Raw genomic sequence first — 16,663 nt, 5'->3', positions numbered from 1 at the left:
GGGGTTTCTTAAGGGCGACATCAATTGTGTCTAGTACTGTCACTTAATCCTTTCCTCCTATATTGTATAAAAGCGAAGGTACAAATAGAAAGAATTGTACTCTTGGCTAACACTTCAAAGATATGAGTACTGTCCTGACTCTCGGAGAAAAGGTAAGGAGGAATGGAGCTCTCTTCCTTACGGTATAGTATGCTGACTTACCTGCTCCTCAGTCTCTCATTCCCCCTGGTCAATGCACCTAGTCTAACTACGGTGAAAGGACCCATTTTGAAACCTGCTATAAAAGTAAAAGCCGCTCCTGATGATAGGAGCGGCTTTTTTGTTAAGAATTGTTATTGGCCCTTAGGCTCAACCTCTTTATTGATATAATTTATGGTGCTTTTTAATCGTAAAATGCCTTTAACATATTTTAAGGCTGTATCGAGCGCCCAGTGCTTTAGTGGGATGATGAAACTGCCTGCGGCACTTTCTGTGTCGTCTTGGGATTCTTTTGCCAGAAAAACAAGATGGTGAAAAGCACAATCAGTATGGCAGGGAAAGCAATCATCTTCTCCAGCGTATCCTGACCAGCGGCCAGTTCCAGGGCAGTTCCTGTGAGTCCCTGCGCCATGTTTTCTATTCTGGCGTCGTCAATCCAGCTACCGATAATAGGCTGGAAGATAGAAGTAGAGAACATACCCACACCACCAATAACAGACATTCCCAGGGCGCTACTTAAAGGAACTCTTTGTGCCACGGCACCAACCATTACAGGCCAGAAATAAGCCACTCCTAAGGCAAAAAAGATGGTTGCCACATAGGCCATAGGTCCGGTAACTATACTAAATAGGTAAATGCCTATGGCTGCTGAGATAGCACCACCAAGCAAGACACCTGTCTGGCCCAAGGTTCCCACAACCGGCCCGGCAAAGAACCTGGCCACGGCCATTAAACCGCTTGTCAGGGCCAATATAATCATGGCATCGGCTCCACTGTTACCTAAAATGATACTTACCCACTGGTTCGGGCCAAACTCCGTGATAGCGGTGAGGGCCATGCAAACAAATAGGAAGATATAAAGAGGTGTCAACATTGCCTTGAAGTTTTGTCCAAGGGAGGTAGCTCCTTCCACTTGTGGTGTTGGGAAAGTTTTTCCGAAGAATAAAACAGCGTAAATAACGGTTGGTACCATCGTTACCCACATCTGTGCTTCCCAGCCGAACCCGAAGTCAGTCATGAATTTGGAGATAAGGGCACCAAGAACAATACCGCCAGGGAACCACATGTGGAATCTGTTCAGCATCTTGTTCATTTTCACACCAGAATACATGTCTGCAATCATAGGGTTACAGGCAGCTTCTGTACATCCATTACCAATGCCTATCAGAAGCGTGGAAATAAGTAAGGTGGTATATCCGCCGGCATAAATAGTCATCACAATACCTACTGTGTGCGCTACAAAAGCCACAGTCATGATGTTCTTAGGACCAACAGAATGGTAAACTAACCCACCGATGATCATGGAAATAGGGAAACCTAAGAACCACATAGAGTTGATAAAACCCAGTTGTTCGGCAGTAAGGCCGAATTCTGCTCCTAACAGTGGAAGAATTCCTGCCCTGATAGAAAAAGTGAAGGCGGTGGTGATGAGAGCAAAGCAACTCCCATTAAACAAGGCGCTTTTGTTAAGGTTTTCGTTCATTGGATTTGAGTTTAGTTGTTTTAAAGGTGGATGTATTAGGCGAATTAAGATGAAAGCTGTAGGATACTCCTTTTCCCACCACTTTCCATGAAACCTGGCTCAGTATGTTTTCCAAGATACTGCTACGGCCAATAAATTCAAATATATACCCTGCTTTTGCTTCTAATTTTAGTGGGTAAGTAGCCACTTTCTTATAAAAGGGTTAAAATCATCTATATTTTCCCAATGAAATGCATGTCCGGACTTTGGGTAAAGATGAAGTTCTGCATGCGGTATGGCGTCGGCTACCTCTTCTGCCATCCAAGCGGGTGTAAAGCTATCCTCTGCACCACCAATAACTAAGGTTGGCTTTTGTACTTCATACAGCTTATCCAGCACATGATGTGTCACACAGGCTACAGCCTGTCCCTCCAAGCCATGCAATGGTTGGGGGTGCGGATCTACTGCCGCCTGCCTGCGTCCTTCTTCCAGTTCAGCAAACATAATTTCGTTTTCCCATGAGGCTTTGGAATAAATAAGCAACTGGATAAACAGGGCGAACTCTTCTGGTCTGAGTCTTGCTTTGCTGTGCATCATGTGTTGGAAAACAGCTTTTGCCGTGTTATCGCAACGTGCCCAGGTGCACATCAACACAAGAGACCGCACTTTTTCCGGATGGCGCAGCACCAGTTGCTGCGCAATAATACTTCCCATAGAGCAACCCACCACCCGTGCCTCCTGAATCTGAAGTGCCTCCAGTAAACCGGCACAATCATCTGCCATTTGCGCTGAAGTATAAGGTCCGACTGGCTTGTCTGAGCGACCAACTCCACGATTATCTACCAGAATGCACCTGAAATCTTTTTCCCAATCCGCTACATGCTTCTCCCATACAGTACCGGGGGCAGTAATACCCATAATTAACAACAGCGGCTCACCAGAGCCGCGCTCTTCATAGTACAGGTTTATTCCATTCGTTTCTATAAGGGGCATAAGCCTTACATCATTTTAACTGTGGCACCAACTCTTCTCTAATCCAACGGGCATCGTGCAGCGTGACAGCGTCCGGGTCCTGCAGTGCTTCCTTTCCTTCATCCTCACACACTATCCATCCCGTATAGTTCTGGTCTTTGAGCCACTGTGTTATAGTCAGAAGGTCTACCTTTCCTTTCCCCATCAGGGCAAACTCAGGCTCCCCGTCCCAGTCTTTGTAATGCATATGATTTATCAGCGACGCGTATTCTTTCATCTTCTCAAGCGGATCCATACCCCCGTTTATGATATGGCCCACATCTGGTGTCCAACCGGTAACCGAGCTGTCCAATGATTCCAGTATAACGCGGTAATCTTCTTCGGTACGGGTGATGGAAGTATGGGGCGAATTGGGATGGAAGCTGCAGGATACTCCTTTTTCCACCGCTCTTCTGGAAATACTGTTCACTATGTTCACCAGATTTTGGCGTCGGGCAACCAGGTCGTGTCTTCCGGTTGGCTTCTGTACCGTACAAAGTATAGCACCCGGAAAGCGTTGCAGCAAACTAATAGCCTGATCTGCCTCCGCACGCTCCTCTTCTGTTTCCTCTGCTCCGTTCCAATCCATTGCCAGCGAAAGAGCCGCCAGTTCGATATCCTGCTCTTTTAGTTTTGCCTCCAGCCGGTCAGCGTCACTCAATTCCCCCATCCAGGAGTAAATAGGTTGAATGCCAGAAAACCCGGCTTCGGCAATTACTTCTATCATATGCCCCAGTTGGCCTTCATAGGTCAGCCCGTCGTTGTTCATGAACCAGGTATACACCTCCGATCCAAAGCGAAATGGTAGTTTTTGCGTCATAGCAGGAGTTATGTCTAGATTATCTAAAAATCAAAGCGATGGACTTACGCCCACCTGCTTATCAAGCCCATGCTTCTGGCACATCTGCTTTATAAGCTGAAAGCCTTTTTCTGCTATATCCCAGGGCTTTGAGTATTCGCGCCACACCCCGATGGAGTTGGCAAAATCAGGATCGTTCCTTGAGAAAGCTTCAATGGTAAGCCAGCCAGAATAGTTGATACTGGCCAATGCAGAGAACACTTCATCGAAATCTATATGCCCATCGCCGGGCGTGCCGCGGTCGTTCTCGCTGATGTGGACGTGCGCCAGATAAGGTGCTATGGTTTGAATGGCATCGGTAAAGCCTTTTTCTTCAATGTTGGCATGGTGCGTATCGAACATGGCCTTCACGTTGGGGTGGTCAACCGCCTTCACCAACCGCGAAAGCTGTCCCATGGTATTGCACAAGTAAGATTCAAAACGGTTAAGCGCCTCTAAACACAGGGTTATATCGGCCTGAGCAGCATATTCTCCGGCGGCACGAAGTACTTCTGCACACCAGCTGTATTCCTGATCCTGCGGCGCATGATGTGCAAAGACGGCATGAGCCGAATGAAATGGACCGCACACTATTTTGGACTGCATATCGTGCGCCCGGTCTATAGCCCATTTAATTCGGTCCAGCCCTTTGGCCCTTGCTGCCGCTATATCACTAATGGGACTTTCATCCTTGCCTACTACAAAAACGCAGGTTGCTTCCATGTCAATACTTCGGAGATGTTCACCAACCCGTTTATAAGCAGCACTATCTGGTGAACCTAAGAAACATTCTATGCCATCATAGCCGATTGTTTTCAATCGATCGGCAATAGGCATTATCTCATCCGAAACTACTGCCGACCAAGCCAGCACATTAAATCCTATTTTAGTCATTGCTACTCTTCAAGTTATATTTGAGTTTGACCTCGAATGCTACATCCGCTTATTCGAGTCCATGGTAAGGCACGTCCATGGCTATTTTCCCTGCCCAGTTCTGGGGCACTGGTTTGCCTGCCCCCCAATGGATGGCGTTGATGACCAGGCGCTGGAAAGGCTCTTGTTCAAAATCTCCTGGATGACCTAACGTGGTCGTAAATACTTTTCCTCCATAGGAGTTTGTGCCTGTCCATGCTACCGGATGGTCGATAGCCGCCTTATCCGGATTTACGGCATGGCCCATCAATAGCCATTCTGAGCCCTTTGTTGGATAGTCAGGCAAGACGGTGTAAAGCCAGGAATCAGCATGGAAGTTTTTATCTACTCCGGTCAGAATCGGGTTATCTGCAGCTTCCGGAATAACGGTGACATCCGTGCTGGACTCATGCCCGTAATGCGTGTGATTTGCTTTGCCACCCCAACCCGGAGGCGAGTTGAGCGCAAATTCACCAAAAGCATTCCATTTTTCCAGTTCATGCCCTTTGGGGTAGTTGAAAGCATGCGTAGAAGTGCGGAAACCTATTACCGGTTTGCCGGTCTTCAAATAATCCTCAATAAGCTTTACCTGGTCTGCCGGCAAACGGCGCCATCTAAGAAAGAACACTGCTAAATCTGCCTCTTTTAGAGCCTCCAGCCCCGGAATGTTTTCTTCTGAAGTATGATCCGGAGATGATTTCAGCACGATGGTACGCATGCCGTAATTCTTTTCCAGTTCTTCAGCGATAAGCGGCATGGTTCCTTCGCTGCTGTACTCATGGTCGCCGGTAACAAACACCACGAGTGGCTTTTCAGGGTTTGTTGAACTGCCTGTGGTCTGCGCACAGCTGTAGAGGGTGCACTGCACCAGCAGGCACAGAAAAAGCAGGCACTTTATAGTCTTCATACTTTTCATTGACATAAAGAAATTGATGTGTTTAACCATACTGGTTGTGCTTTCTAAAAAGCTTTGTCCTCTATCGGATGCTGTTTGAGCAGTTCTTCAGGGGAATAGAACCCTGTTTTGTCTTTTGTGGCTGCCCGAACTTTCCCCACCTGTTCGGGAGATACTGCGGGTGCCTTGTTTCCAAAAGAGTTTCTCACATAGGTCAGCACGGCTGCCACTTCCTCGTCATTCAGCATACCCCCAAAAGGAGTCATCGGCACCTGCCCGGGATATTCTTTTCCAAGCACTTCGATAGGGCCGTGCAGCCCTTTCAGCACCAATTTAATCAGGCGTTCATCACTGCCCTCCACCCACTTGGTGTCGGTAAGCGGCGGAAAACCAGAATTCGGCAGGCCTTTGCCGTCAGGCTGGTGGCAGGTACCACAGAATCCGTCCCGGGCATATATAGCTTTCCCTTTGATGAAGAGCGCTTGTGCGGGTCCTTCAAGCGTGGTTTGGGCAACAGCTTCTTTTTTCTCTTCCACTGGTCTTCCGTTGAGGTGCGCCACTGCCGTTTCATGGGCATGCACCATCCATTCGTCCAGCGGCTTCTTGCCTGCTTCCAACACAATGGGCAGGCCTTTTTCCTTATCCAGCCACGAGGCTGCCACTATCGCCTCCAGGCGCACGCGGCCGTGCTCATCCCTGGCTGCCTGCATTAATAAGTCCGCCTGATCTTCCACCTGGTGGCCGGTATAGCGCAGCACGCGCACAGCCGCAGCCCGGGCATGGTAATCCTTTGAGTTCAGCAACTTGCGAAGCAGGGATTCGTCCACTTGATTCAGCCCCCAGCTTACCCATAGGGCTTCGAGCCTGTGATGCTCATATTTAGGGTCATTCTTGTCTAAGCCAGCCACCCAGGTCTTTAGTTGAGGAAGCACCTCGGCTGGCTCGTGGCCGCGCAGTTCGCGTCGGGTGCGGTAGCGGGTCCTGAATTCGGGCAGCTTCAGGTTATCCAGAAGTTGTGGGATAGTCGCACCGGCCACTTTGGCGGGTTCTACCAGTGGGCGTGACGGGTAGGTGATGCGGTATATGCGTCCGTGCACGTGATCCCGGAGCGGATCGCGGGCGTTGTGTTGCATATGGCCGATCAGCACATTGTGCCAGTCAACAAGATATAAGGAACCGTCCGGCGCGAATTCCATATCTACAGGGCGGAAATTCCTGTCGTCCCCCCATACCAGGTCCTGGCGGTGATTGCTCTTGAAACCCGTGCCGTCGTCTACCATCGTGTGCTGCTTCGTACCTAAAAAGCCAATGGTGTTGTTGATGAGCATATCGCCCTGCACCTCATCCGGGAAATGGCGGCTGGAAACAAACTCCAGGCCCGAAGTCGGGCGCACCCGGTGCTTCTCTTCAATTAACTGTTTTGATTTATGGGTGGCTACGCCGTACCGGGGTTTCACTGTTCCGGGCATCATCCAGCGCACATCCGGGCTGGAGGTCTCGGCAAAAAAGTTCTGCCCCCATTCATCGAAGGCAATGCCCCACGGGTTGGGGATGGAAAGCTGGGCAATGCGCTGCAGTTTGCGCTGCTGCGGGCTATACCGGTAGAAGCCCCCGTTGGTAGCCCGAACCGGCCCGTACGAAGTTTCGACGTTGGTGTGCAGGAAAACCCCCTCGCCCATATAGATGGCACCGGACGGATCCGCAGCATAGGCACTGTGCGCATGGTGCGTGTCATGATCATCAAACCCACTCAGAAGGATTTCCTTCTTGTCTGCCTTGTCGTCGCCGTTTGTGTCGGTGTAAAGCATCAGGTTGGTGCCCTGCGATATATAAACTCCTTCCGGCGCTATCTCAAAGCCTACAGGAATATGCAAACCGTCTGCAAAAGTCGTCTGCTTGTCCGCTTTGCCGTCATTGTTGGTGTCTTCGAGTATGATGATTTTATCATCCGGCTTCTTATCACCGGGCTTGTAGTGCGGGTAACTTGGCATAGTGGCTACCCAAAGGCGGCCCTTGTTGTCGAAGGACAGCTGCACAGGGTTCGCCAAATCAGTAAACTCCTGCTCCGAGGCAAAAAGCTCTATCTTATATCCGGGTGCAACATGCAGCTTATCCAGCGCAGCCTGCCCATATAGGTACTCAGTGCTTCCGTTCTCTTCCGGATCATAATTTGTTTGTACCGGCGGCAGCTTGCTGGTTTTCGCATCAGCCGCGGCTATATCCATCTTTTCTCCTTTCAACGCACGCCATATCGCCTCATCCCGTATGGCCGTCATCTCACGAATTTTAGCTATTTCAGCAGGATAGTTGTCCGGTCCGAAAGGGTCGTAGCGACGCCCGTACACATGCACGCCGTTCGGGATTTTGAAGTCGTTGTGCCACATCCAGTTCTTTTCCAGCACAGCGTTGCGCACCAGTTCCCGGTGCTCCTCTACCTTGGTGTCGGTTTTTCCGAAAGCTTTGTCGGCAAGCAGTGTTGAGAACCGCTTGTATCCCTCCTCATTCAGTTGGGAGCCGTCTATCGTCAGCGGCTCGATGTCCACATCAAACCATTCTTTTGTGGGGGTATAAGCGTCTATGAAGTGTACCTCATTTTTGGCGGCAACTTCCCGCATGGCGTCTGTATATAACGCGAGGTTCACATTTTCCTGCTTCCCATCCGGCAGGTCATACTTTCCGGAAAGATCCTCAAAAGCGATTGGCGACACAATCGCAAGCTGAGGAGGCGACTCTCCGTTATAGTTTTGGCTTAGCGTATGTTTGATGAAGGCATCAAGTTCCGCCTTATAGTTTTCCAGGCCTTCCTGTCCCTCAAAAGACTCGTTGTAGCCAAAGAAAGCGATGATGATGTCTGCCTCGAGTTGCGTGAGCCACTCATCCGGAGTCGGGAAATGGCCTATACTACCTGAATTAGTCGCAAGCTCCGTCTGAAATTTCTCGGCACCGGGGAATGCCCATGGGGAATTGCGCGATGCATGTGGCCTGAAGCCTGGCGTGTCTCCTCCGTCGCTCATGTTCCGGATATATAGCAGGCTGTCGGGGTAACGGAGATGCATCTCAGTTTCGAAATGGCCAAAGTTCATCATCCTGGAACCCAGGTTGTTTCCGATCAAAACAATGTGGGAACCTTTTTCAACCTTTAGTGCCGTTTCGTCCAGTTCCTGGCTTTCACTTGGTGGGTTACAGCCTGCCAAAGCAAGGATGCAGAAGGTGAAATAAATTAGATAGCGCATATAGCTGAAATTTTGAAAGGCGAATGGTTTATGCTCAATTTGAGCTGTTTTATGTTTTTAAATAGCAACTCCGGTTTATCAGCAAAGAGGCAATAAGAACAAATGGATCCTATGTGACAAGTTAAATGTGCTGCTAATCTCACTTTAAGAAATTATTAAATACCACTAAATCATAATTTACATAATTAAGCTTTATTAAAGCAATTCATTTTAGCTATTATCTATATAAGAAATGAATCAATAGCCCCAACATTTTGACTTATAAGAACCTTCACGACCTACCGCATCACACTTACAGGTACCAGAACTGCTGCTGCTCCATTACTGATGCGCTCATTACCAAATGATAATGAGCGCATTACAAGTAAATAAATCAATTTCCCTTTTTTAATAACCCGGATTCTGAGTAAGCTTCTCATTGTTTCTGATTTCTGCCGTTGGAATCGGGAACAGCAGTTCCCTCTCCGTCAATGTCGGGCCATAGGAGAATTGGTGGCCGACAAAGTCCTCAAACTCTCCGGTGGTTACATTGAATGCTTTCCGGAGCCGGGCCATATCGAACCAGGTCTTGTTTTCATAGCTCAGCTCATGAAACTTCTCTTTCCAGATCGCTTCTCTGAACTCCTGCTGGCTTAACCCATTTAACTCGGGAAGTTCCGCCCTTCTCCTGATTTTGTTTATGGCTTCGTAAGCCTCCGGAGTCGGGCCAGACACTTCATTCATCGCCTCCGCATATATAAGCAGCACCTCTGCGTAGCGCATCAAAGTCCAGTTAAGGCCACTGCTCGTTGTCTGAAGGTGGGCTATTGGATCAAAATGCTTGTAGATATAATGGCCTCCCAGATCAACAATAACTGACCTGTCGCTGCTCAGGGAATACTCCGTGTAGTAGAACTCTTTCTCTTCTGTCCGCTTATCCCCAAGCTCATACGACTCAACAAAATCTGAGTTTGCATAGATGGCCCCGGTCTCGTCAGAGTATTCAGAGATGCCCTTGTTGTAGGGTATGATCGACGTCTGCCAGTTAGAAGGCATAATAAATGGCTCGAACTGCACCATAAAGATGTTTTCTCCCAGGTTCTCCTTCGCCTCGCTGTGCAGATCATCATACGACTCGAACAGGCTGTATTCACCAGACGCGATCACCTCCCCGGCCTTGTCTGCCGCCATCTGGTAATACTCGCTGCCTTTTTGCAAAGGGTATCCCGCCATCGTAAGGTACACACTCGACAACAAGGATTTGACCGCACCTAAAGAAACTCTTCCTGTTTCATCTGTAAAAGGGAGCCCAGAGGCCTCTGCCGTAGTCAGATCCTCTACAATTACATTGTATATCTCTTCCTGTGAGGCTTCTGACGGGTAAAGTTCCGGCGAAGTCAAATCCACGGGCTCCGTAATCAACGGAACCTCCCCAAAAATTCTCACCAGATTATAATAGTAGTAGGCTCGCAGGAACCTTGCTTCGCCCAGCAGTTGCTGCTTCCGGCTTTCGTCCATGGCAATGTCCGGAATTTTAGCGATGGCAAGATTCGCGTTCGCTATGCCCCGGTAGCTGCTGGTCCAGTACGCAGCGCCATAGTCGTTGTCCGAGTTGTTAGCTAAGTTCCGTATGTTAATGCTGTTCTGGGCTTGCCCTAAGTCAGTGTTGGCAAGCCCGGTGGCGAACTCCAGCATCATCCAAGGGGCTCCACCGAACCCCCCGCCGGTGGTTGACCTTAAACTCTCATAAATAGAGTTTACTACGCTTTCCGCATGCTCGGGCTTTGTAAAATAGTTTTCTAAGGTGAAGTTGGAACGGTCAGGCTCCACAAGGAAATCGTCACAGCTAGATCCGAAAAGCACAAGCGCTCCCCAAATCATTGAATGGCTGATGGTCTTCTTTATATTGATTTTCATAATAGCTATACTTTTAGACTTAATGAATTAAAAGCCAACATTCAGGCCTATCATATACACTGTCGGCTTTGGGTAATCATATAATGCTACTCCCTGGTCGAATGGTGCACCTGAGGTAGAAACCTCGGGATCATACCCTTCATATTCAGTAATTAGGAAGAAGTTTTGCGCAGAGGCATACAACCTCAACCTGTTTAAGTGTAGCTTTTCTGTAAGTCCCGGAGAAAAGTTGTACCCCAGCAGGAGGTTTCTACCCCTGATAAAATCTGCGTCCTTCACCCTGTGGCTGTCGTTGAAGGTATCATAACCTGCTGGGATCGGTCTCCATTGTGCAATTGGAGTATTTTGATTTTCGGGGGTCCAGGCGTTGAGTACTGTTGCAAAACTGTTCGCGATGCCTTGGCGGTCTTCAGCAGAGTGCATGCTCCTAAATAACACGTCATTTCCGTACATGAATTGTAGATCAAAGGTCAGGTCAAAGTTCTTAAAGGAGAAAGTGTTTATCAGAGACCCAAATCCATCCGGAATACCCTTCCCGATAATAACCCGGTCTCGATCGTTGATCTGCCCGTCATTGTTCACATCCTTATACTTTATGTCGCCGGGTAGTCTCAAATACTTAGCCGCCTCATCTGCTTCATCAGTATTCCAGGTTCCTAAATGTACATATCCGAAAAATGCCCCTACCGGCTCCCCCTCCCGTATCACGGTTGATCCGGAGAAGATATCGGCGCCCCCCGTCAAGGCGATGACTTTATTTTTATTAACAGAAATATTAAAGTTGGTATTCCATGTAAAATCATTCGAAGTAATGTTCACCGTGTTCAGCGCAAACTCAACTCCCCGGTTCTCCATGCTGCCGACGTTTCTGGTGACTGTTGTGTAACCGCTGCTTGACGGTACCGGCGCACTCAGCAGCATGTCGGTAGTCAACTTACGGTAGACATCTGCCTCCATGGACACCCTGCCACCGAAAAGCCCTAACTCAAGGCCAGCGTCTACCTGATGCGTTTTCTCCCATCTCAAATCAGGGTTGGCCAACCTGCTTATACCCACACCGATGGTTCTTTCTCCTCCAAAAATAACCGAGTAGTTTCCTAGTCCAGCCAGTGCCTGATAGGCGGTAATTTCAGAGTTGCCCGTTACACCATAGCTGGTGCGCAACTTCAGGTTAGAAACAGCTGTGATGTTTTTGATGAAATCCTCTTCCGATACCCTCCACGCTATGGCTGCAGAAGGGAAGAAGGCATACCTGTTTTCCGACCCGAATTTAGAGGAGCCATCTGCGCGTCCTGTGAGCGTAAACAGGTACTTCTCTTTCAAATTATAATTAATCCTGCCAAAGTAAGAGTTTAGGCCATACGCGCTGGTTCCTGAACTCGGAGCCACTGGGTTAGCTCCGGCACCCAAGTTATTGAACTGGAAATAATCGTCCTGAAACCGCTGAGACCTCGCAAGGGCCGTAAAACGGTCTACATGCTGCCACGAAAGGCCTAGCAAGCCCGTAAAAGAATGATTATCCGAAATCTTTTTATTATAGGTAAGGTAGTTTTCGAACTGCCAGGAGTTGTGCCGTTGATTCTCCACAGAGGCGTCTCCCCCCTGGTTACGGGAGATGTAATTCAGCGTACGGCCACCATAGTAGTCAATCCGCTGGTTTATGATGTTAGTTCCAAGAGTAGTCCTTAACTCGAGGCCCTCCATCAGCCTGATATTGGAGTACAGGTTACCGAGCATGGTCTGCGTCCGGAGGAAGTAAAGCCGTTCTTCGGCGATGTTTACCGGGTTGCCGCCACCTTCCATGCCGGGATAATCCTCATTGCCAGCCCATGTTCCGTCAGGATATTTTGCCGGGATTATCGGCAACGCCTCCAGTACCTGCCTCATCGTAGTGATACCTCCGGCGCCCAACGGATCAATTTGTTTCTCGTTTTGGTCGTTATAGCTCAGGGTGCCGCCAACTCTTAACCAGTTTTTGATCTCACTATCGAAGACAAAGCGGCCCGAGTAACGCTTCAGCCACGACTCTTTAATCAGACCTTCCTCATTTCTATAGCCAAGGTAGGCTCCATAGCTATCCTTTGCATTTCCACCTGTAAAAGATAGCTGATGGCTTTGGGTAAAAGCGTCTTGAGTTGCTTCCTCCTGCCAGTCTGTATCATACAAAGGGTTGCCATTCTCATCGAAAAGTAAAGGATTGGTTCTTTTTGTTCTAGGGTCTATATATTTGCCGGCAGCCCAGCCCTCCGGATCATATTTTTCTGCATTCTCATAGGCTATCTCTTCCACATGTAGAAACTCCTCAGAATTTAATAGATCAATTTTCCGTGTGAGTTTCCCTACACTGAAGTAAGTGTCGTAATTAACTCTTCCTCCATCTTGGCTTCCCCTTTTGGTAGTTACCAGAATAACACCGTTTGCGCCCCTTGCCCCATATATAGCAGTTGCAGAAGCGTCTTTAAGCACCTCAATAGAAGCTATGTCATTAGGATTCAGATAATCAATAGGAGTGCTGCCGTTGGCTAGATCTGTGACATTTAGAATAACGCCATCAATTACGTAAAGTGGGTTATTTGTAACGCTTACGGAAGTATTTCCCCGTATCCTAATATTCGCTCTACCTCCCGGACGGCCGGAGTTTACGGATACATTAGCGCCGGGTACTCTGCCTGCTAAAGCTTGTGTGAGCGATGCAGCAGGACGTTTCTCAAGCTCCTCAGTTTTAACAGAAGTTACCGCACCAGTCAAATCAGACTTCTTTTGCGTGCCATATCCTACCACCACGACTTCCTCTAAAGCTTTAGCGTCAGGTGCCAGGGATATATTAACAGTACTTCTATTATCAATAGGTACTTCCTGTGCTTTGAATCCTATATAAGAGAATACTAAAGTTCCATTCCCATCCGGAACATTTAAAGAAAAGGTGCCTGCTGCGTCAGTTGCGGTGCCATTCGTAGTACCTTTCAGTATTACTGTTACGCCGGGCAAGCCTACTCCATTTTCATCTGTCACGCTACCTGTCACAGTTATGGTCTGAGCTACCTGGCTAACTTTGGTTCCAAAATCAACAGCGTTGGCTGCAGGTTGAGATGGCGTCTGCTTCTCGTTTTTTACAGCAGGTGTTATCAGATAGGCACCGTCCTTTGATTTACTGTATCCTAAGCGAAATGACTTAAGTACAGCATCCAGGTTTTGCTCCAATGATTGATTTAGCCTGATGATGTTTTCTGGAACAGCAAGATCTTTCACTGCTTGATCCGAAAACAATATATCCACCTTGTAGTGCTCACTCAAACTTTTCAATGCATCCTTTATGCTTAAAGTAGCAGCGTTTGATGACTTTTTAGGTGCACTTTGAGAGTGATGAGCTTTATACGCTAGCCCTTGTGCCTGAATTTGCGGTTGCCAACTGCACAGAAATGCTAGCAGCACACTGCATGAACCTATTTTGTAAATTTTTTTCTTCATGATAAGAGGGGATAAAACGGTGAGATAAGTACATCACTATATGATTCAGTTATGAAGCCAATAAAACCAAATATTAGCAACAGATATCCTGACCACTAAATGGGGGATTCAATAGAAACCACATCTATAAGACTTATTTTTATTAAGTTTTATAGGAAGCAGACAGTAGTTTCTTACTACTGTATCAATGGAGCTAATCTATTAACAGCATTACAATAAAGTATTACTTATTATTAGTTAGTGTCAATCTATCACTTACTATAAATTGAGAATTAGCCTATAAGTAATATTATCTGTGGCATCATTAGATAGAGCATTTATCCTTTCAGGCGTATCCTCTCTTTCTATGACATATTTTCGTGTAATAGGTTATTTGCTACTTATTAACATCACCCTGTTGTCCTGCCGAATTACACTGATATCCAATATCTCAGAAAGAGCCAATAGCAGTTCATCCGCATTTCGTGCCTTAAAGGATCCGGATATAGATATCTTCGACCCATCTATCCCCCTCAGGCTTACAACCAAACCGTAGTTGTCCTGGAGAATCTCTTTTATCTCAGCCAGAGACGTCCTGTCAAAGACAAAGCGGCCGTGTTGCCAGGCAGAGTAGTTTTCTGGGTGCCGTACCTGCTTTACCTGTAGCTTCTTTTGCTTTTCATCAACCGTAACTAAGTCTCCGGGAGCCATGATTAGAGAAGTTGCAGCCTGCTCTGGCTCTTCTTTGTAAAGTACTTTTACCTTCCCCTCTTGCAGCACCACCTTCGTGTCACTATCACGCGCAGAAAGGTTAAATTCGGTTCCAAGAACCTCTACCTGGAAACCAGGGTCTGTTAAGACAACAAACTTTTTGTCATCAAGCGTGTGAACCACCGAAAACATAGCCTCTCCCCTTAATTGCACTTGGCGGCTTACACCCCCAAACCCAAAACGCGGCACCTGCAGCAGAGAATTGGAATTCAACACCACCTTACTTCCATCAGAAAGCGTGACAGCACTGATTTCACCGTTACCGGTGGTGTAGCTTTTATTTAAAGCAATATCACGGAAAAGCCAGGTCCCTAACAGAAGAACAAACAAAACAGACGCTGCAACTAGATACTTCTGCCAGCCACTGTTTTTTTTAGCGTGCTCAGTATGTCTTTGCTCAGTTCCTGGCTTTATGTATAAGCGGGGCTGCTCTAGAATGCTCTCATTAAACTTGGTAATAGCCGCCTTGGTATCGGCGTTATATTGAGGATGCGTCATTTCCCATTCATGCAGACAGGCATAGAAAAATTCTTCATTCTCTGGTTCATCTTCCACCCAATTCTCTATCATCTGCTTTTGCAAAACAGTAGCTTGTCCTGCGAAATAGGCAAATAAAAGTTCTCTTGTTACCAATGATTGCGATGACATTTGATAGTGTTATATTATGAAGACAATTAAATCCTAAAAAACCCTTACTCCGAATGAAAAAAAATTCTATTAAAGTTATCATTAGCTGTGCTTAGCTGGAGTGCCACAAATACAATGCGCTGTGGACGGTTTACTGCTGTGAAAGCAGAAGCTTTGTAAAGCAGGAACTGAGTAATGAAGGATATTAACGCAGCAGAATGCTGAGTTTAAATCAGGTATACCTTCTTTAGAAAGGCTAATGTGATATAGTCAGGATGTAAGCTTACATTTTATGCTATAAAACAATAATTTGCCAGACATCCATAAATCAACTTTTTCTTTCATTAACCCCTCTCACTTAAACATGGAGGGGTTGCGAAAGAAAATGCTCCTGAAAGATTGCTGCTACAAAGCTCAAGAGTAGTGTCAGGTCAACCAGTGGCTATTACAGCTAATGGTTTGACTTAACAGAAGGAAGCAAGCAGCAATAAGAAAAGCCATATCCTGGATAAAGCCTTCTTTACAAACTGGCTTGCTTTCCTAATTTGCACCTCAACTGTTCTAGGCGAAAGTTGGAGCTCTTCGGCGATTTCAGAATATCCCTTATCTTCAAACCGGTGCATCAGGTAAATTCTTCTGCATTTAGCCGGAAGGGAATTGATAGCCGACTCAATCTCATGGCACAGCTCCTCATATTGTAAAATAGAATCAGGCTGCTGACTGGCTGCATCCGGTTTGCCCTCATAAGTTTGGTTCAACTCCACGGCTCGCTTAGCCTCTAACTGGAGGTGATTGTAAGCCTTGTTCCTGACACTCTTGTACAGGAAGGCCCGATAAGAGGAGTGAATTTCATTGAAAGTGCCCTTTACGTAAAACTGGCAGAATATGTCTGATACAATGTCCTCTGCTACGGATCTGGAGTAGACAAAGCGGGTTGCATGGCTACATAAGGCTTGGTAGTAATGTCGATAAAGCAATTCACACCCAGACCTGGGGTCAGACTTGAAGGCCAGCCTGATAAGCAACTCGTTATCAATGATACTGGTTTTCTCAGCACCCTCCATGTTGTGCACTGCAGCTGTATCAGACATAGCATTACAGGATTCCTTCTCATCACCAGAGACCAAATTACTAACCTTCTCCATACTTACCTTTTAGATGTGTAAGTTCATATTCTTAAATGCTGCTTTTATAAAATCCCTGCTGCACACACTGTGCAGCAGGGATTTTATATTGTGTAGCCTTCGCTGCCAATATCTTACTTAAGATATTGGCAGCGAAGGCTAACTTTCTTACTGTACATGATGATTCTCTTTCCTGAGCTTCTTTATATCCTTTGTTCTAAAGATGCGGAACATAAGTAAGTAAGTAGT

Annotated in this window: 10 protein-coding genes; all 10 read right to left on the bottom strand. The window is 47.1% G+C overall.

All coding sequences use genetic code 11. The annotated features are described in order from the left end of the window. Nucleotides 1-436: 436 nt before the first annotated feature. The 10 genes from ACFS7Z_RS19010 to ACFS7Z_RS18965 all read right to left on the bottom strand — a co-directional run bounded on the left by ACFS7Z_RS19010 (nt 437) and on the right by ACFS7Z_RS18965 (nt 16,381). A complete protein-coding gene (locus ACFS7Z_RS19010) occupies nt 437-1,681 on the bottom strand; it encodes an MFS transporter (protein ID WP_377487917.1) in 1,245 nt (414 codons plus the stop codon). A gap of 168 nt (nt 1,682-1,849) precedes the next feature. Then, entirely contained in the window at nt 1,850-2,653 is an 804-nt protein-coding gene (locus ACFS7Z_RS19005; protein WP_377487915.1) for an alpha/beta fold hydrolase, read from the bottom strand. Nucleotides 2,654-2,663: 10 nt separating this feature from the next. Next, nucleotides 2,664-3,491, bottom strand: coding sequence for a sugar phosphate isomerase/epimerase family protein (locus ACFS7Z_RS19000; RefSeq protein ID WP_377487913.1), 828 nt, complete (start codon nt 3,489-3,491; stop codon nt 2,664-2,666). Nucleotides 3,492-3,521: 30 nt separating this feature from the next. After that, nucleotides 3,522-4,403 (bottom strand): sugar phosphate isomerase/epimerase family protein, encoded by an 882-nt coding sequence (locus ACFS7Z_RS18995; protein WP_377487911.1) that lies wholly within the window; start codon nt 4,401-4,403, stop codon nt 3,522-3,524. A gap of 49 nt (nt 4,404-4,452) precedes the next feature. Continuing rightward, nucleotides 4,453-5,337, bottom strand: coding sequence for a ThuA domain-containing protein (locus ACFS7Z_RS18990; RefSeq protein WP_377487925.1), 885 nt, complete (start codon nt 5,335-5,337; stop codon nt 4,453-4,455). A gap of 44 nt (nt 5,338-5,381) precedes the next feature. Beyond that, nucleotides 5,382-8,549: a PVC-type heme-binding CxxCH protein gene (locus tag ACFS7Z_RS18985; RefSeq protein ID WP_377487909.1), complete on the bottom strand. Its 3,168-nt coding sequence runs from the start codon at nt 8,547-8,549 to the stop codon at nt 5,382-5,384. Nucleotides 8,550-8,936: 387 nt separating this feature from the next. Then, nucleotides 8,937-10,445: a RagB/SusD family nutrient uptake outer membrane protein gene (locus ACFS7Z_RS18980; RefSeq protein ID WP_377487907.1), complete on the bottom strand. Its 1,509-nt coding sequence runs from the start codon at nt 10,443-10,445 to the stop codon at nt 8,937-8,939. A gap of 27 nt (nt 10,446-10,472) precedes the next feature. After that, nucleotides 10,473-13,694: a SusC/RagA family TonB-linked outer membrane protein gene (locus ACFS7Z_RS18975; protein ID WP_377487905.1), complete on the bottom strand. Its 3,222-nt coding sequence runs from the start codon at nt 13,692-13,694 to the stop codon at nt 10,473-10,475. A 588-nt stretch (nt 13,695-14,282) separates the two neighbouring features. Continuing rightward, nucleotides 14,283-15,311 (bottom strand): FecR family protein, encoded by a 1,029-nt coding sequence (locus tag ACFS7Z_RS18970; RefSeq protein ID WP_377487903.1) that lies wholly within the window; start codon nt 15,309-15,311, stop codon nt 14,283-14,285. A gap of 443 nt (nt 15,312-15,754) precedes the next feature. Continuing rightward, entirely contained in the window at nt 15,755-16,381 is a 627-nt protein-coding gene (locus tag ACFS7Z_RS18965; RefSeq protein WP_377487901.1) for an RNA polymerase sigma-70 factor, read from the bottom strand. Nucleotides 16,382-16,663: the final 282 nt, after the last annotated feature.

Source organism: Pontibacter toksunensis, assembly GCF_042686245.1.
GTDB classification, from domain to species: Bacteria; Bacteroidota; Bacteroidia; order Cytophagales; family Hymenobacteraceae; genus Pontibacter; species Pontibacter toksunensis.
Note: the sequence above shows the minus strand (reverse complement) of the source record. Positions and strands in the feature narration are given on the sequence as shown.

Excerpts from the sequence above, each read along its gene's own strand:
- ACFS7Z_RS19010 (WP_377487917.1), bottom strand. The coding sequence starts at position 1,681 with ATGAACGAAAACCTTAACAAAAGCGCCTTGTTTAATGGGAGTTGCTTT.
- ACFS7Z_RS19005 (WP_377487915.1), bottom strand. The coding sequence starts at position 2,653 with ATGCCCCTTATAGAAACGAATGGAATAAACCTGTACTATGAAGAGCGC.
- ACFS7Z_RS19000 (WP_377487913.1), bottom strand. The coding sequence starts at position 3,491 with ATGACGCAAAAACTACCATTTCGCTTTGGATCGGAGGTGTATACCTGG.
- ACFS7Z_RS18995 (WP_377487911.1), bottom strand. The coding sequence starts at position 4,403 with ATGACTAAAATAGGATTTAATGTGCTGGCTTGGTCGGCAGTAGTTTCG.
- ACFS7Z_RS18990 (WP_377487925.1), bottom strand. The coding sequence starts at position 5,337 with ATGAAAAGTATGAAGACTATAAAGTGCCTGCTTTTTCTGTGCCTGCTG.
- ACFS7Z_RS18985 (WP_377487909.1), bottom strand. The coding sequence starts at position 8,549 with ATGCGCTATCTAATTTATTTCACCTTCTGCATCCTTGCTTTGGCAGGC.
- ACFS7Z_RS18980 (WP_377487907.1), bottom strand. The coding sequence starts at position 10,445 with ATGAAAATCAATATAAAGAAGACCATCAGCCATTCAATGATTTGGGGA.
- ACFS7Z_RS18970 (WP_377487903.1), bottom strand. The coding sequence starts at position 15,311 with ATGTCATCGCAATCATTGGTAACAAGAGAACTTTTATTTGCCTATTTC.
- ACFS7Z_RS18965 (WP_377487901.1), bottom strand. The coding sequence starts at position 16,381 with ATGTCTGATACAGCTGCAGTGCACAACATGGAGGGTGCTGAGAAAACC.